Genomic DNA, 18,433 nt, shown 5'->3' on the forward strand with positions numbered 1-18,433 from the left:
ACAAGCCATGAGAAAGACATAATCAGTGAATTCAGCTTCCGACAACTGATAAAAAAGGAAGGTCTGACTCACCTTCCTTTCCAAAGATTCAGTTATTCGTTAATCAACTTATTTGTAGAACCAATAACCAAACATGTAAAGGTATGAAACTTATTTCAATTAGAAAAATGAAAAAGAGAATTAATGTACCTGCGAGTGTAAAAATGGGGAGAATCTGTGCTATATGGTTGTTTTGTATAGCTTTGCAAGCTATCAGTATACCTATCCTGGCACAATCCGCCAAAATTACATTGCGACTGAAGAATGTGACTGTAGAGGAGGTCTTGACTAGTATCGAAAATCAGACAGAATATCGTTTTTTATACAACAAAGATATTGTTGATGTAAGCCGTATCGTAAGTATTTCTGTGAAAAATGAATTGATGACTCTGGTACTGGATAGACTTTTTAAAGGCGAAGGAGTATCTTATACGATTGAAAAACGTCAGATTGTATTAAACAAAGTTTCATCTCGGGCACAGGATAACAAACAGCCGGTCAAGGTGACAGGCAAAGTAGTGGATGAATCCGGCGAAGCTCTTCCGGGAGTGACTGTGATGATAGAAGGGGCTACTCAAGGAACTATTACCGGTATAGATGGCAATTACCAGTTGCAAGTTCCGGAAGGCTCGACACTGAAATTTACTTCAATAGGTTACACTACATATACGCAGAAAATTACCCGACCGATGACGTTGAATGTGACGATGAAAGAGGATTCGAAACAGTTGGATGAAGTTGTTGTGGTAGGGTATGGAACGACCACCCGTAAGAATCTGACAACTTCCATTGCAACGGTAAAAACGGAAAAAATATCGCGAGCCGCAACAAGTAATATGTCACAGATGTTGCTTGGGCGGGCTGCCGGACTGGAAGCTACGTTGACAAGCCCGCAACCGGGTGGAGCAGTTGACCTTTCAATTCGTGGGGCAGGTACTCCTATCTTTATAGTGGATGGCGTAATGATGCCTTCCACTTCTTTAGAGGTTGGAAACGGAAATCAGGTTATGCCCAACTCTATCAATCGTTCGGGATTGGCCGGACTTAATCCTGCCGATATTGAATCTATCGAAGTGTTAAAGGATGCATCTGCTTCCATTTATGGAATTGGTGCAGCCAATGGGGTCGTATTGATCACTACAAAGAAAGGTACTGAAACTCGTCCCCAAATCACTTATGAAGGAAATTATTCTATCGTGAAAAACTATCCGTATCTGGAACCTTTGAGTGGGGAAGAATATATGAATGTTGCCAACATTTTCAATAAAGAAAACTATTTATTTACGAACGGTATGTATCCTTACGGTGATAAACCTTTTGATAATAAATGGGTACCTCAATTCTCACCTCAACAGATAGCTGCCGCTCAAACAACAGACTGGCTGGATTGTGTATTAAAGGATGGTAGCATCAATAATCATAATATCACAATTACGGGTGGTTCTAAACTGCTGAAATATTATCTGTCCGGAAATTATTACAAACAGGAAGGTACGGTAGAAAACTCCGCTATGGAACGTTATGCTCTTCGGACAAACATATCTTCACAATTGCTTCCATTTCTTAAGTTGACAGCAATTGTCAATGTAAATGAAAATGAATATACAAATTCAACTTCCGGTGGCGGAGGTGGTGGAAATGGGTACGATGCCATACAATCAGCATTGACTTATCCTTCTTATTTACCGATCAGAGGTGAGGACGGAAAACCTACCTTATATTCAAATTACCCTAACCCGGCCGAAATGATAAAAGTGAGTGACCGGACTAAAACAAGCGGTTATTATCTAAACTTTGCTGCCGATGTGGATATAATCAAGGATATGTTGTCCTTCCGTTTGATGTATGGCATTAATAAGGAGAATGCTAATCGTAATCTGTATATTCCTTCTGATATATATTTTATGGACATGTATAAATCAAGAGGGCATTTGGGATATGTTGAACGTAGAAACCAAACTATGGAAGGCACGTTGACTTTCAAAAAGCAGTTTGGAGATTTGTTACGTGTCGATGCCGTAGTCGGTATGGGAAGGTATACGAACGATTCAAATGGTCTTGAACTTGACTACGAACAGATTAACGATCACATTGCAGCTGATAAGGTGGAAGCTGCGGAAGGCGCTTTCTACCCGACTTCTTTCAGAGCAGCCGATGAACGTCGTTCTCAATTTGCCAGGGCAAGTGTGGATGTGCTCGACAGATATGTAGTTGCCGCTACTATTCGCCGAGATGGAACGGATAAATTTTTCCCGGGAAAGAAATATGCCTATTTCCCTTCAGTATCATTGGCTTGGAAATTATCTAACGAGCCGTTTATGAAGCATATATCATGGATTGACCAGTTGAAGATTCGTGGTAGTTATGGACAGACAGGTAATGATAATCTGGGTAGTTCGCTTTATGGCACTTTCAGTCTGGCAGCCCAATATATCAAGTTCTCTAACAATTCAGTGACTTATGTACCCTATCTGCTTAGCGGTCCTGATTACCCGAATGTTACCTGGGAAAAGACTACCATGAAAAATATAGGTATAGACTTTTCAGTCTTAAAAGATAGAATCTGGGGAAGTTTTGATATGTTCCGCAATGATGTAACCAACTTGCTGGGATATGACTCTGCCTCTCCGCTTAGTATGACATCTTCCGTTCCGATGAATTATGGACATTATGTACGTTACGGATGGGATGCGACTATTAACTCACTTAACTTTGAAATCCCCCGTGTGTTTAAGTGGACCTCACAATTGACCTTATCACATCATAATGCCGTTTGGAAAGAACGGATGCCCAACTATTATTATGAAGAATATCGAATCCGTAAGAACGAACCGGTGAATGCTTATTATTACTATGAAACGGAAGGCGTTATCAACATAGATAAAAGCAATATGCCCGAATCGCAGAAGTCTTTGCCGGCAGACGCGCAACAGCCCGGTTATCCGATTATTAAGGATGCAAATGGGGATAATAAAATAACGATTGATGATGTAAAGATGCGGAATACACTTCCCAAAATTCATATAGGCTTTGGAAATACATTTGTATACAAAGATTTTGATCTGGATGTATTTATGTATGGACAATTCGGACGTACACGTTATAACTATGCATATCGTTGGGCACTTGTCGGAGATGTGTATTACACAAGTCCCAAGAATTCGAACAAATATGTATATACTATCTGGAATTCTCAAACCAATCAGAATGGAAACCGGCGTGGTATTGCTTCAACAAAGGCTGTCGCTTTGCCCGGTAACGTAGGTTTTGAGGAAGATTATCAGAATGCTTCGTTCGTACGTGTCAGGAATATCACTTTAGGATATAACCTTTCGGGAAAGAAGCTGGGAAGAGTGGGTGATTATGTGAGTTCTATCAGAGTTTTTATCGACTGTCAGAACCCGTTTACTTTTACCAAGTTTGTAGGTGTCGATCCTGAAATAAAGACGGGTGGTGACGGCTCCAAAGCGGAGTATCCGATGACGAGAACATACTCCTTCGGAGCAAAAATATGTTTCTAAGAAAACCTGTAACGAAAGAAAAGATTGAAAATATGAGCAAGAATAAATTATTTAAGGTGTTTGTCATGATTGCATTTATCATGTGCAGTTGTGAGGATAATTTTGATCCGAAGATGTATGGCACGTTGAATGTTTCTAATTATCCGGTGACTGAAGCCGAATACGAATCATTTATGATGACCTGCTATATGCCTTTTACGACAACATGGACCTATTGGATCGGTGCCGGAACAAGTGGTAATCAGCACGGTTGGTATATCCCTGCCGGAGGTGTACTGAAGTTCTTTGATTATCCAACAGATGAAATGGCCGTGTGGAATAATGGTTGGGGAGGCGGATACTACTTTCTTTCCAAAGCCGATTTCAGTCAGTGTGTCTATTATACGAGTGGTACGTTAAGTGACGAAAGGCCGAATCATTTTCCGAAAGTAAGTGAGATTTCCTACTTCACCAATGTGATTGGAACTTTGGAGAAGGCTTCTACCGAAGTGGTCTCCGAAGAGCGTAAAAGGGAGTTTATTGCCGAGGCCCGTCTTTGCCGTGGATTGATGATGTATTATTTATTGCATGTATATGGTCCTGTTCCTTTGATTGTCGATCCGGACGATCTGATTAATCCTTCAAAGCTGGAAAATCTGGTACGTCCGACATTGCAGCAAATGACGGAGTGGATTATGGCTGATTTTGATTATGCTTATCAGTATATTGCAGATACACAGCCGGAACAGGGACGTTACAATAAAGATTATGCACGTGTATGCATCATGCGGCATTGCTTGAATGAAGGCTATTATATGTCTGGTTATTATCAGAAAGCAATTGATATGTATAATGAGTTGAAGGGGCGATATAGTCTTTTCAAGAAAGGGGATAATCCTTATATTGAGCAATTTAAAAATGCCAATAACTTCAATTCGGAAGTGATTATGGCTGTCAGCTGTGATGAAACGGCGGACGGTACGAATAAGTCCGGTAACTTTAACCCGCTGATGATGCTTGCTACTCCCGATAATGCAGCCAGAGTGGACGATCAGGGAAATCCGACTCCTTTCTACTTGCAAGGGCAAGGATGGGGACAAACCTTCAACGTGTCTCCGAAATTTTGGGATACGTATGATCCTTCGGACAAACGTCGTGACGTTATCCTAACTAAGTATTATACGACAGCCGGAACCTGGATTGACCGGAATACTACTACATGGGACGGATTTATAATTAATAAATTCCCGGTTGAAACAGCCACGGCTTTTCAGGGGACTGATATACCGTTAGCCCGTTGGGCAGATGTATTGCTCATGTATGCGGAAGCCGAAGTACGTAAAAACAATGCAGCTCCGTCCGCTGATGCAATTGCTGCGGTCAATGAGGTGCGTAAGCGTGCCGGACTGGGAGATCTTCCGTCATCGGCAACAGCGAATGTTGAAGCCTTTCTGGATGCTTTACTTACGGAAAGAGGACATGAAATGTTGTATGAAGGGATACGTAAAATAGATCTTATCCGTTTTAATCAGTATGCGCAACGTACAGCGAAGATCAAAGGAGTGGCTCCTACACATCAATATGTGCCTATTCCTAATTACGCGGTTCAACAAGCTTCGGAATCTTATGGAAAAGTGTTGGTACAGACATTTGAACGTGAGGGATGGAAAGCGGATCTTGCGGCAGCTCGCAATTAATGTCATCATTCATTATTGTTAAACTAGAGATCTTAAGAAAAATGAAAAAGATATATGTATTATTCATGTCGTCGTTATTGCTCCTTTCATGTGCAAAAGATGATGTTAGTAAGCCAAGTGAATGGCCGGAGTGGCCTACACCTTCAAAACCTAAAATAGAAAATGCCGTATTGCGGGGAGTGAATGGTGAAACGGTTGTGGCGGCTGGTGATAAGGTGAAGTTCACCGCACAGGTCAGTGATGAATATAATGATTTGATTTCATTCCAATTATTAGTGACAATGGATGGGGCCGAAATCTTGAATTTGTCTAAAGGATTGAGTGGGCGTTCTACGGTTATTGAAGAGGAAGCTACTTTACCTTTTGTTGCCGGTTTCCAGAATGGACGTCCTGTGGTAACTATAAAGGCTGTAAACGATTTAGGTGGCAATGAATCGACCCTGACTTTGGATGAGGCCGCAAGTGTGGTGGTAACCCGTCCGGAAACACCTTCCAAATTATACCTTGTTGATGATTTGGGAAATGTGTATGAAATGGACAAGGAGAGTCAGAATGAAACGGATTATAGTTTCCGGACGAGTGCGGCGGATTTGGCAGGGATTGGCGACCATTTTAAAGTTGCCGAAAAGATAATAAACAATAAACCTGATTATTCCGGTTTGGTATGGGGATATTCAGACGATAAGATCGCGATTGTGACTGATGATGCAGCTACTTCGATTCCGACTCCTAAGGTAGAGAGTTATACATTGGAGAATATCACTTTTGATATGTTGAGTTTTCTGGCTGATAAGACTTTGACGTACAGCATTGATATTGATAAGTCCCGCTTCTTTGATGTGGGAGGAGGATATGTCCAGTTGGATGTTCAGCTGGTGGAAAGTGCCAAGATTAATTTTATAGGTTTTGGTAGTGATGTCGCCAATATGCTCCGGCCGGAATTCTTTAAAGATGTTTCAGGGAGCAAAGCAAAATTCGCTGGTCCGTCGGTACTTTATAATTTGAAATATAATACATCAAACGGTTTTATGTACATGGAGCGGCCGCGGGATGTCTTTTATCCGGAAGTGATGTATATTGTTGGTACTGGAGTTGGATTCCCGCGTGAACCTTATGTGGCTACACTTGCTTGGGATTTCGCATATCCTCACCAATGGTTCTTCTTTAAGAAGGTAGGTGCAAGTGCTTTTGAAGCAGTTGTGTATATCGACCAGACTATGGGATTTAAGTTCTTTAGAGGATATGGTTGGGCACAAGAGGAGGACACGAAGAATTTGTATACGGTTGAGCCTGTTAACCTGATTACGAGAAGTGCCCCTGGCGATCTGATTCCCGGTCCTGATTTTAAAGCCGGACTTTATACGATACATATTGATAAAGCCAAAGAAGTGATACGATTGACTCCTTATAATTAAGAGGGGATCAAGATTAATAGTCTTTAATTTAATATTTAATAGAATTATGTATATATCAATGAAAATATATAGTAAGAAATTACTGGTCGCATTCTTTTTTTCAATGTTGCCAATGGTATTGATGTCCTGTTCGATGGACCCGGAGAAAGCCTCTTTTTCTATTTCCGGAAATTTGGAGAAGTTACAGATCGGTAATGACGGTTTTACGGAGGTTTATTCGATAAAGTCTAATACAGAATGGAAATTTGTAAACGAGACAGATCAGTCTTGGGTTACCATCTCACCGGCCAAAGGGAGTGGAAACGGAACTGTGACAATTACTGCAAATGCAAATACAGGAACCGGACGTACGGCTGTATTCCGCGTAGTTCCTAATGGAGTAAAGACACAGGAAATTGAGATCATGCAGGGTAATTCTTATATCCCTACAACTGATGGAGAGTTTCCGATTATAGCATGGACCGGAGTGGAAGCAGATAAGTCGCTGGAGAAATTCCCGGTGATGAAAGCATCCGGCATTAATATTTATCTGGGATGGTATGATGATTTGGAAACAACATTGAAGGTGCTTGACGCCGCACAGAAGACCGGAGTGAAAATGATAACTTCTTGTAAGGATCTCTTGTCTGTTGGTACTGCCGAAGAGGTCGTAAAAGCGATGATGAATCATCCGGCTTTGTATGCCTACCATTTGAAGGATGAACCGGAAGTGAATGATTTGCCGGGCTTGGGCGAATTGGTGAAGAAGATTAAAACCATCGACAGCCATCATCCTTGTTATATAAATTTATACCCCAATTGGGCATGGGGGAAAGAACTTTATTCTGAAAATGTAAAGTCGTTTATAGAACAAGTTCCTGTTCCGTTTATTTCGTTTGACAATTATCCTATTGTATCTATAAATGGTGCTCCCAGCATTGTCCGTCCGGACTGGTATCGGAATCTGGAAGAAATATCGGCTGCTGCTAAAGAGAATAATAAGCCGTTCTGGGCATTTGCACTTGCACTTTCCCATAAGCTTGATGAAACTCATTTTTATAAGATACCGACATTGCCCGAGTTGAGATTACAAGTCTTCAGTGATTTGGCTTATGGTGCGCAGGCAATCCAGTATTTTACCTATCGTGGACTTCAACATGACGAACCGACCGAAGTTTATAATTTGGTCAAGACTGTTAATAAGGAAGTACAACAACTTGCGGGTATATTCTTGGGAGCACAAGTAATTTCAGTATCTCATACCGGAAGTGAAATACCGGAAGGAACGACAGCTTTGGGAAGTCTGCCGACTCCTATAAAATCATTGACTACGAGTGATACCGGTGCTGTTGTCTCTTTCTTGGAGAAAGGTAGTAACCAATATCTTGTAGTTGTAAATAAGGACTTTCGTAATGTGATGAATCTGGCAATTGATGTGGATGGTTCTGTTAGCAGAGTGCTGAAGGATGGCTCAACTGTAAGTCCGGATGGTTCTACGATAGCGGTTGAACCGGGGGATATGGTTATATTTACATGGAGAAAATGAATAAAGGTTTCTAATTAGATAAAGTAAAATTCGATTATGAAAAAGATATTACTCCCATTTTTTATTAGCATTATGTTAATTGCCTGCAGTCAGAAAACAGTCTCTGTTCGTGAAGTCTGGACGAAAGAGCAGGCTAATGAATGGTATCAGCAATGGGGATGGCTCCGTGGGTGTGATTTTATTCCGAGCACGGCAATCAACCAATTGGAGATGTGGCAGGCTGATACTTTTGATCCGGTGACTATTGACCGTGAACTAGGCTGGGCAGAAGATATCGGAATGAACTGTATGCGTGTATATTTGCACCATCTAGTTTGGGAAACGGATAAGGAAGGTTTTAAGAAACGTATTAATGAATACCTTACTATTGCCGACAAGCATCATATCTCTACCATCTTTGTCTTTCTGGATGATTGCTGGAATCCTGTATATCAGGCTGGCAAACAGCCGGAACCACAGCCGGGAGTACACAATTCGGGATGGGCACGTGACCCGGGTGATCTGTATTATAAAGGCGATACGGCAGTGATACTTCCGGTATTGGAAAGCTATGTGAAAGATATCCTTACCACTTTTAAGGATGATAAGAGAATTGTGTTGTGGGATTTATATAATGAGCCCGGTGGTTCGGGCGGATATAGATACGGTGAAAGAAGTCTGCCGTTATTGCAGAATATATTTACGTGGGGACGAACAGTTAACCCGTCGCAACCCTTGTCGGCCGGAGTCTGGGATATGAGTTTGACTAATCTGAATAAGTTTCAGTTGGAAAACTCGGATGTGATAACCTATCATACATATGAAGGTCTGGATTCGCATCAGCAGCTCATTGATACATTAAAGCAATACGGTCGTCCGATGATTTGTACGGAATATATGGCACGTACTCAAAATAGTACTTTCCAAGATATTATGCCAATGCTAAAGAAAGAAAATATCGGTGCAATCAACTGGGGACTTGTAGCCGGAAAGACAAATACAATCTTTGCATGGGATACTCCGTTGCCTGATGTAACTGAACCTTCCTTGTGGTTTCATGATATTTTCCGTAGCGATGGGACACCTTATTCAACAGAAGAAGTGGAATGTATTCGTTCATTAACTAAATAATTCCCTTATGATAACTATGAGGAATATATGGGTAATGATAGTAGGAATATGCCTGTTTGGTTGTGGGGTTGGTAAACAACCCCCTTCCTCACAGCTATCCTTAACATGGAAACTGGAAAAAGATAGTGTGGAAGCCAGATATTTTAAGAATACATTCTGCCTGACGAATAATGGGAATAAATCTCTGACTAATAATTGGGTGATCTATTTTAACCAGACACCTATTTATTATCAGCAACCGATTAATGCACCGCTGGAAATTGAATGTTTGAGTTCGACTTACTATAAAATGTACCCGACTGAACACTACAAGGCATTGGCACCGGGTGAAACAATCACTTTTACCATATTGAGTGAAGGAAATGTGATTAATGTGTCCTCGGTTCCTGAAGGGGCTTATGTGGTAACTACTGATGAAAAAGGAAAACCGTTACAACCGCAAAATGTCCCCATCGAGATCGAGCTTTTTAAGCCCGATGCCCAATGGGTTAGCTCGAAGAACAGCTTTCCCTATGCAGATGGAAATTATTTCTATAAGCAGAATGATGATTTCAGCAAACCGGTAGATTGTGATATGCTTTCTCTTTTTCCTGCTCCTAAAAAAGTGGAAAAGACGGGCGGTGTTTCTTCTTTCTCTCAAAAAGTCTGTCTGAAGTTTGATGATGCGTTTAAAGAGGAAGCTCTTTTATTGAAAAGTCAATTGACTTCATTATTAAGATGCAGCGTTTCCGATAAGGATGAAGAAACAATCATTGAATTGAAGAAAATGGAGGTTCCTATTACCTGTCAATATCCCGATGAATATTACGAAATCGTGATAAAGAATAACCGGTTGACTTTGAAAGCTAATGATGCACATGGCATATTTAATGCTTGTCAAACATTGCTTGCCTTATTAGATAACATGGAACTAACTTCTGCTCCGCTTCCTAATCTTCATATTACCGATTATCCGGACATGGGGCATCGGGGAATTATGTTGGATGTAGCCCGCAATTTTACAAAGAAAGCGGATTTGCTGAAACTGATCGATATATTGTCATTCTATAAGATGAATGTACTGCATTTGCATTTGAGTGACGATGAGGCCTGGCGTGTGGAAATACCCGGATTGGAGGAATTGACAGAAATAGCTTCTCGCAGAGGACATACCATAGATGAACAGACATGTCTTTATCCTGCGTATGCCTGGGGATGGAATGAGACAGATACTACTTCATTGGCCAATGGATATTATTCTCGCAGTGACTTCATGGATATTCTGAAATACGCAAAAGAAAGGCATATCAGAGTTATTCCCGAAATAGACATTCCCGGACATTCCCGGGCAGCGATTAAAGCCATGAATGCCCGTTATCAGAAATATATAGATACAGACCAATCGAAAGCGGAAGAATATCTTTTGACTGACTTTGCAGATACTTCCCAATATCTGTCGGCACAAAATTTCACAGACAATGTGATTAATGTTGCCATGCCTTCCACTTATCATTTTCTTGAAAAAGTGATTGACGAAATCGTGCAGATGTATCAGGATGCAGGAGTAGAACTGACTGCTTTCCATGTGGGTGGAGATGAAGTGCCGGAAGGTATTTGGGAAGGTTCTTCTATCTGCCGTACTTTTATGCAAGAGAACGGACTGACTAAGATACGGGATCTGAAGGATTATTTTCTGGAACAAATATTGGAAATGCTGGACAAACGTAATATACAGGTAGTCGGATGGCAGGACATTGTTATGAATCCTGATAATACCGTTAACGAACATTTCAAAAACAGTAAGGTCTTAAATTATTGTTGGAACACTATTCCGGAGCAGGGTGGGGATGAAGTGCCGTATAAGCTAGCTAATGCAGGCTACCCGGTTATACTCTGTAATGTGGGTAACTTTTATCTAGACATGGCATATTGCTATCATGTGGAAGAACCGGGATTGCGTTGGGGCGGTTACGTAGATGAGTATGTGACGTTTGATATGTTGCCTTTTGATATTTATAAATCTTTGCGCTGGAATTTGAAAGGTGAACCTGTTGATGTGAAAGCTGCTTCAAACGGAAAACAGCTCTTGACAAAGGAAGGTTCTCAAAATATTAAAGGTCTGTCCGGACAAATATGGTCGGAAACTATCCGTAGTTTTGAACAGATAGAATATTATCTTTTTCCAAAAGTTTTCGGATTGGCAGAACGCGCCTGGAATGTTCAACCATCGTGGGCATTATCTCCGGACGGCAAAGTATATATGGATGCCAAACGGAAATACAATGCCGGTATTGTAGATTATGAGTTGCCACGTTTGGCAAAGCGGGGAATAAATTTCCGGGTGTCTCCTCCCGGTATTATGATAAGGGATGGATTACTACTGGCTAATACTGCCATTCCCAATGCGGTAATTCGGTACACAACCGATGGAAGTGAGCCTACGGAAAGTTCCATAGAATGGCAAACTCCGGTAGTATGCAATGCTCCATTGATAAAAGCAAAGGTTTTTTATCTAGGAAAAGAGAGTGTAACTACCGTATTGTTTAATAGATGATATATGAATAAAAAGCTATTTTAATAATATTAGAATAGCTTTTTATTTATGCATTTATGAAATTTTACATATTAAGGGGTAGCTGAAATTCTAGCTCTTCTTTATAATATTCAACAAATTTAAAACTGGAAGTATGAGTATTAATATTAATTGATGGTTGAAATATGAATACATTTTTGACTTGCATTTTAATTAATTTTTTCATATTTTTGCAGAGTATTTTTTTGAATATTAGTGAAAGACATGAGTAATTTTGTAAAAATGAGAGGATTCTTTTTGTTTATACTTCTTCTCATTAATTGTACTGTAAGCAAGGGACAGATTTATAAGTACATAGGACTGGAAGACGGGTTGAATAATCAGAAAATATACCATATCCAAAAAGACCGACGGGGGTATATGTGGTTTCTGACTCAAGAAGGGATAGACCGTTATGATGGCAAACATATCAAGCATTACAACTTTTCGGACGATAACATGACGTTGGATTCACGGATTGCCTTGAATTGGCTTTATATGGACAACGAGAATGTATTATGGGTAATCGGGCAGAAAGGTCGTATTTTTAGGTATGATTCGCAACATGACAAGTTTGAACTGGCTTATGTGCATCCGGAGCTGATCAGGAATAAGTCGCAAGCGTTTCTGAATTACGGTTATTTGGACAAGAATGACCGTATTTGGCTATGTTATAAAGATAGCATTACCTGGTATAATACCCATACCGGAACGACGTCACATATGTTGATGCCGGTTGATGGTGAAATAGCTACTATTGAACAAACGGATGGAAATCATTTCTTTATTGGTACGGGAGGCGGCCTGTTCCGTGCCGGGATAGAAGGGGGAGAGTTGAAGTTGGTTTCTGATGAAGCAGTGGAGAGTATCACTGTGCCCGTGCATGAACTTTATTATCATGCTGTTTCAAAACAGTTGTTTGTGGGAAACTACAAAGAGGGAATACTTATATATGACATGAGGGGAACAGGTAAAATCGTCTCTTGTCAATCACCTAATAATGTAGAGGTTAACCAGATCGTAGCTTTAAACGCTCATGAACTTCTAGTAGCTACAGGAGGGAAAGGCGTATATAAGTTGGATGTGAATACATACATAAGTGAGCCCTATATAACAGCTGATTATAGTAGTTATAACGGGATGAATGGAAACAATATTAATGATGTCTATGTGGATGAAGAAGACCGCATCTGGCTTGCCAATTATCCCACCGGCATTACCATCCGCAACAACCGTTATGGGAGTTATGATTTGATAAAACATTCCCTTGGTAATACCCGGTCACTGGTGAACGATCAGGTTCACGATGTGGTGGAGGATAGTGACGGTGACCTTTGGTTTGCAACCAGTAACGGTATTAGTTTCTATCAGACTGATACAAAAGAATGGCGTTCTTTCTTTAGTTCCTTTGATCCGGTACCAAATGATGAGAATCACATTTTTTTAGCACTGTGTGAAGTCTCTCCCGGTGTAATGTGGGCCGGTGGTTATACATCAGGTATTTACAAGATAGAGAAGAAGAAAGGGTTTAAGGTAACTTATCTTTCTCCTGCCGCTATGGCAGGAGTACGTCCCGACCAATATATTTATGACATTAAAAAAGATTCGGGAGGTGATATCTGGTCCGGTGGATATTATCATCTGAAGCGTGTCAATCTTGAGACTAAAAGTGTACGTTTGTATCCGGGAGTGAGTTCTATTACTACCATTCAGGAGAAGGATGACCGGCTGATGTGGATTGGTACGCGAATGGGACTTTATCTGCTTGATAAAGAATCCGGGAGGTACCGGTATATTGACCTGCCCGTTGAATCTCCCTATATATGTGCATTATACCAGAGAGAAGACGGTATCTTGTATATTGGTACCCGTGGAGCGGGACTTCTTGTTTATGACATTAACAAGAAGAAGTTTGTGCATCAATATCGTACTGATAACTGTGCGTTGATTTCCGACAATATTTATACAATTCTTCCCCGGCAGGATGAGAGCCTCCTGATGGGTACGGAGACTGGTATCACCATCTATTCCCCTCAAGAACATTCTTTTCGTAACTGGACACGGGAACAAGGATTGATGAGTGTCAATTTTAATGCAGGTTCTGCCACAACCTGCAACAAAAGTACGCTTGTTTTCGGTGGTAATGACGGTGCTGTCAAATTTCCGACAGATATACAGATACCGGAACCGCATTATTCACGTCTGTTATTGCGCGATTTTATGATCGCTTATCATCCTGTTTATCCGGGTGATAACGGTTCTCCACTGAAGAAGGATATTAATGAAACTGACCGGCTGGAACTAGCTTACGGACAAAACACTTTTTCCCTTGATGTAGCTTCCATTAATTATGATTATCCTTCCAACATTCTTTATTCATGGAAAATTGACGGTTATCATAAAGAATGGAGCCGTCCGAGTCAGGATAACCGGATTCTTGTCAGAAATCTGCCTCCCGGCAGTTATACATTGCAGATTCGTGCCATATCCAATGAAGAGAGGTATAAGACCTATGAGACAAGAGATATTCAGATTGTTATAACGCCTCCGGCATGGGCCAGTGTTTGGGCTATGGTAGGCTATGCAATCCTGTTGATACTTGTTATGGTTATCATATTCCGTATCATCATGTTACAAAAACAAAAGAAGGTGTCGGATGAGAAGACACGGTTCTTTATTAATACAGCTCATGACATACGTACACCACTTACATTGATAAAAGCTCCACTGGAGGAAGTCGTAGAAAATCGTATGGTGGCTGAACAGGCGTTACCCCATATGAATATGGCTCTTAAGAATGTGAATACATTACTTCAACTGACGACTAACTTGATAAATTTCGAACGGATAGATGTCTATTCATCCACTCTTTATGTTTCCGAGTATGAGCTGAATACTTTTATGAATGATGTTTGTGCCGCTTTTCGCAAATATGCTGAAATGAAACATGTCAGGTTTGTTTATGAAAGCAATTTTGACTATCTGAATGTGTGGTTTGATAGTGACAAGATGGGATCTATTCTGAAAAATATCTTGTCGAATGCATTGAAGTATACACCTGAAGAAGGTAGTGTCTGCATTTCCGCCTGCGAGGAAGGAAGCACCTGGAGCATTGAGGTGAAAGATACGGGGATTGGTATTCCTTCGTGCGAACAGAAGAAATTGTTCAGGAACTGTTTTAGAGGTAGTAATGTTGTCAATCTAAAAGTGACAGGTAGCGGAATAGGGCTGATGTTGGTATACAAACTAGTCAAATTACATAAAGGCAAGATTCAGATTCAGAGCAATGAACAACAAGGCACTTGTGTACGAGTTACTTTCCCGAAAGGAAATAGCCATCTTCATAAAGCTAAATTTATTTCTCCCAAGCTGCCGGATGAACGTCCGGAGACTATCATACCGGGTAGTATTTCTGATTTGCCGGCTATGGAGATATCCCAGATAAACAGTTCCTTACAACGTATCCTGATAGTGGAGGATAATGATGATTTGCGTAATTATCTGGTGGATATGCTGAAGACGAGTTATAATATTCAGGCTTGTCCGAATGGGAAGGATGCACTTATCATAATCAGGGAATTTAATCCGGATCTTGTTATATCCGATATAATGATGCCTGAAATGAGCGGAGATGAACTTTGTTCAGCGATAAAAGGGGATCTTGAGATGTCTCATATTCCGGTTGTTTTGCTGACAGCACTGGGAGATGAGAAGAATATGCTCGAAGGGTTGGAGATCGGAGCGGATGCTTATATCACCAGGCCTTTCAGTGTAGGAATACTCAAGGCAACGATTAAGAATTTACTGGCGAATCGTGCTTTGCTCCGTCAGGTTTATAATAGTATCGAAGAGGAAGAACAGAGTTTTCCGGTTAATTGTACTAATACTCTGGACTGGAAATTTATAGCTTCGGTCAAGGAATGTATAGAGAAGAACATGGGGGATCCGGATTTTAATGTAGAAATGCTTAGTAGTCGTCATCACATGAGTCGTACGAGTTTCTTTAATAAATTAAAGGTCTTGACAGGTTATGCACCAGCCGATTATATCCGGATGATACGTTTGCAACATGCTGCACAATTGCTAAAGCAGGGCGAATATACAATAGCAGAAATTACCGATATGGTCGGGTTCTCGGATGCGAAATATTTCCGTGAGGTATTTAAAAAATATTATGGTGTAAGTCCGAGCAAGTATGGAGAGTCGGAAAAGACAGGAGCTTCTCCGGCAGTTAATCTTCCAAGTAAGACTGATTAGCAAAAAGCCCTGTAAGAATGATTGCTTCTCACAGGGCTTATTTGTATGGAAAGAGTATTTTTTATAATAATTTGTTGGAGCCAAGTATGATCAACATGGTATATCCCAATATCAGTCCGATTAACCCCATGATTATTCCGACTTTTTCCATATCCTTTTGCTGAATCATGCCTGTGGCATGTGCCAATGCGTTGGGAGGAGTACTGATAGGCAATATCATTGCTAATGATGAACCGATTGCCACTCCAATCAATAAAGTCTCTACTCCACCTAAGGAAGATAGGTTCTCACGCATGCTGCTTCCTGCAATGGCTAGGATGGGGACGAGCAATGCGGCAGTAGCTGTATGTGAGATGAAATTGGCCATAGCATAACAAATAAGTCCGGAGCCGACAATCATTAATACAGGAGGCCATGTGTTGAATGGGATAGCTTCGATCATATGTTTCGCCAGTCCGGTTTCCTGTAAAGCAACGCCCAGAGCGAAGCCGCCGGCTACCATCCAAAGTACGCTCCAACTGATTTCTTCCAGATCGCGTTTGGTGATGACTCCCGTTATACAGAAAACGGCTACCGGAATCATAGCTACTACATTAGAATTTACTCCCGTCACCTTGTCAAACATCCAAAGTATGACTGTGATAGCAAAAGTGATATAAACCACAATGGAACACCAGTCTTTTTTGGCTTCACCTTCAATTTGTAATTCAATATTTTTTTGTTTAAAGGGAAACAATCGTAAAAGTATGAACCAAGCGATAAACAATACAATAATAGTATAGGGTAACATAAAACTCATCCATTCTCCGAAACCGATATTCAGGTTCAGTCCCTCCGGATCATTCAGGTATTTTAAGGCAATTGCGTTGGGCGGTGTGCCGATAGGAGTTCCCATGCCACCTACATTAGCAGCTACAGGAATAGCCATAGCCAGACCGATTTTTCCTTTACCGTCTGCAGGAAGTACTTTTAATACAGGAGTTAGGAAAGTGAGCATCATGGCAGCTGTAGCCGTATTGCTGAGGAACATTGAGAATACAGCTGTAACAAGAATGAATCCTAATAGTACATAGCGTGATTGGGTTCCGAAAGGTCTTAGCATGACGCGTGCCAATAATACGTCCAATCCGCTTTTAGTTGCTGCGATGGCAAGTATGAACCCACCAATAAATAACATAATGATTGGATCGGCAAAGCAATGCATAATGGATTTATATTTGACTGTCTGTCCCAATTCTTCTGTTGAGATTCCTTGAGTAAGGAACCATAAGCTGCTGTCGGAAACGGTGAGTAACAATAAAACGACAATCAATACGGAAGTGGTCCATGCAGGGACAGCCTCGAATACCCACATAAGTGTGGCAAAAATAAAGATAGAAATAAGTCTTTGTTCTATAACGGTTAACCCTTCTATACCAAATGTGTCAATTGGGAGGAGCCATAAAATAAGGGAAAGGGTAATAGCTACGGTTAACTTTATACATCTGGCCACTGTCTGATTTTTTGCCAACCGTTTGGCTTTCTTTAAATCCTGATAAGCTTCCACTAGATGAAAGCCGTGAAAAATCTTGTACATAATACTAGTTTAAGATAAAATTAAAAAACGGTACAAAAATAACTTTTTATTCTATATTTCGTAAATCAGTGAGAGAAGTTTTTTTATAATTTTTTTGGGTTGTGATGTCCTTGAAGATATTAATATGGATATTAGGTAGTCTGCTGCAATTTCTCTAAATTTGTGCCGTTAACTTGACTAATACATTCATGGAGCATACTGAAACTTTAATCGTGGAGCAGTTGAAGACAGGCAATGAAGATGCCTATCAATACATCTATGACCGTCACTATGCCTTGTTGTGTCATGTCGCGAATGGCTATGTAAAAGATCAATTCCTCGCGGAAACCATCGTCGGAGATACTATTTTTCATTTATGGGAGATTCGTGAAACGCTGGAGATTTCCGTTTCCATCCGTAGCTATTTGTTGAGAGCTGTCCGTAATCGTTGTATCAACTATCTTAATTCAGAATGGGAAAAGCGCGAGATTGCGTTTTCATCTCTGATGCCCGATGAGATAACAGACGATAAAATGACGATATCCGATTCGCATCCGTTGGGGACATTGCTGGAGCGTGAACTGGAAGAGGAAATATATAAAGCCATTGATAAATTGCCGAACGAATGTCGTCGCGTGTTCGATAAAAGCCGTTTTGAAGGAAAATCATACGAAGAAATTTCTCAAGAGTTAGGCATCTCTGTCAATACGGTTAAGTATCATATAAAGAATGCATTAGCATCTTTACAAACGAATCTAAGTAAATATCTGATTACTCTACTTTT

At 40.6% G+C, this 18,433-nt stretch carries 9 protein-coding genes; 8 read left to right on the forward strand and 1 reads right to left on the reverse strand.

What is annotated here, in order from left to right; all coding sequences use genetic code 11:
• The first annotated feature begins 143 nt into the window (after positions 1-143).
• The 7 genes from HMPREF9010_RS08900 to HMPREF9010_RS08870 all read left to right on the forward strand — a co-directional run bounded on the left by HMPREF9010_RS08900 (position 144) and on the right by HMPREF9010_RS08870 (position 16,094).
• The gene (locus HMPREF9010_RS08900) at positions 144-3,560 is read left to right on the forward strand and encodes a SusC/RagA family TonB-linked outer membrane protein (protein ID WP_008649905.1); all 3,417 of its coding nucleotides are present in this window, start codon (positions 144-146) and stop codon (positions 3,558-3,560) included.
• Positions 3,551-5,236, forward strand: coding sequence for a RagB/SusD family nutrient uptake outer membrane protein (locus HMPREF9010_RS08895; protein ID WP_008649906.1), 1,686 nt, complete (start codon positions 3,551-3,553; stop codon positions 5,234-5,236). The genes HMPREF9010_RS08900 and HMPREF9010_RS08895 overlap by 10 nt, the downstream gene beginning before the upstream one ends.
• Positions 5,236-6,651 carry a DUF5125 domain-containing protein gene (locus tag HMPREF9010_RS08890; RefSeq protein ID WP_008649907.1) on the forward strand — a complete coding sequence of 472 codons (1,416 nt, stop codon included), beginning with the start codon at positions 5,236-5,238 and terminating at the stop codon, positions 6,649-6,651. Before HMPREF9010_RS08895 ends, HMPREF9010_RS08890 begins: the two co-directional genes overlap by 1 nt.
• Before the next feature lie 46 nt (positions 6,652-6,697).
• Positions 6,698-8,176, forward strand: coding sequence for a BACON domain-containing protein (locus tag HMPREF9010_RS08885; protein ID WP_032852792.1), 1,479 nt, complete (start codon positions 6,698-6,700; stop codon positions 8,174-8,176).
• Between the two features lie 36 nt (positions 8,177-8,212).
• A complete protein-coding gene (locus HMPREF9010_RS08880; RefSeq protein WP_032852794.1) occupies positions 8,213-9,286 on the forward strand; it encodes a cellulase family glycosylhydrolase in 1,074 nt (357 codons plus the stop codon).
• A 7-nt stretch (positions 9,287-9,293) separates the two neighbouring features.
• Positions 9,294-11,819: a family 20 glycosylhydrolase gene (locus tag HMPREF9010_RS08875; RefSeq protein ID WP_008649911.1), complete on the forward strand. Its 2,526-nt coding sequence runs from the start codon at positions 9,294-9,296 to the stop codon at positions 11,817-11,819.
• A 243-nt stretch (positions 11,820-12,062) separates the two neighbouring features.
• Complete coding sequence (locus HMPREF9010_RS08870) at positions 12,063-16,094, forward strand: hybrid sensor histidine kinase/response regulator transcription factor (protein ID WP_008649913.1); 4,032 nt, start codon at positions 12,063-12,065, stop codon at positions 16,092-16,094.
• Between the two features lie 61 nt (positions 16,095-16,155).
• Here HMPREF9010_RS08870 and HMPREF9010_RS08865 read toward each other — a convergent pair whose 3' ends face one another.
• Positions 16,156-17,670, reverse strand: a complete 1,515-nt coding sequence (locus HMPREF9010_RS08865; RefSeq protein ID WP_008649915.1) for an SLC13 family permease — start codon at positions 17,668-17,670, stop codon at positions 16,156-16,158.
• Positions 17,671-17,858: 188 nt separating this feature from the next.
• Between HMPREF9010_RS08865 and HMPREF9010_RS08860 the strand changes: the two genes are divergently transcribed.
• Positions 17,859-18,433: RNA polymerase sigma-70 factor (locus HMPREF9010_RS08860; RefSeq protein WP_032852795.1), on the forward strand; the 575-nt coding region annotated here is incomplete at its 3' end.

This window comes from Bacteroides sp. 3_1_23, assembly GCF_000162555.1.
GTDB classification, from domain to species: Bacteria; Bacteroidota; Bacteroidia; order Bacteroidales; family Bacteroidaceae; genus Bacteroides; species Bacteroides ovatus.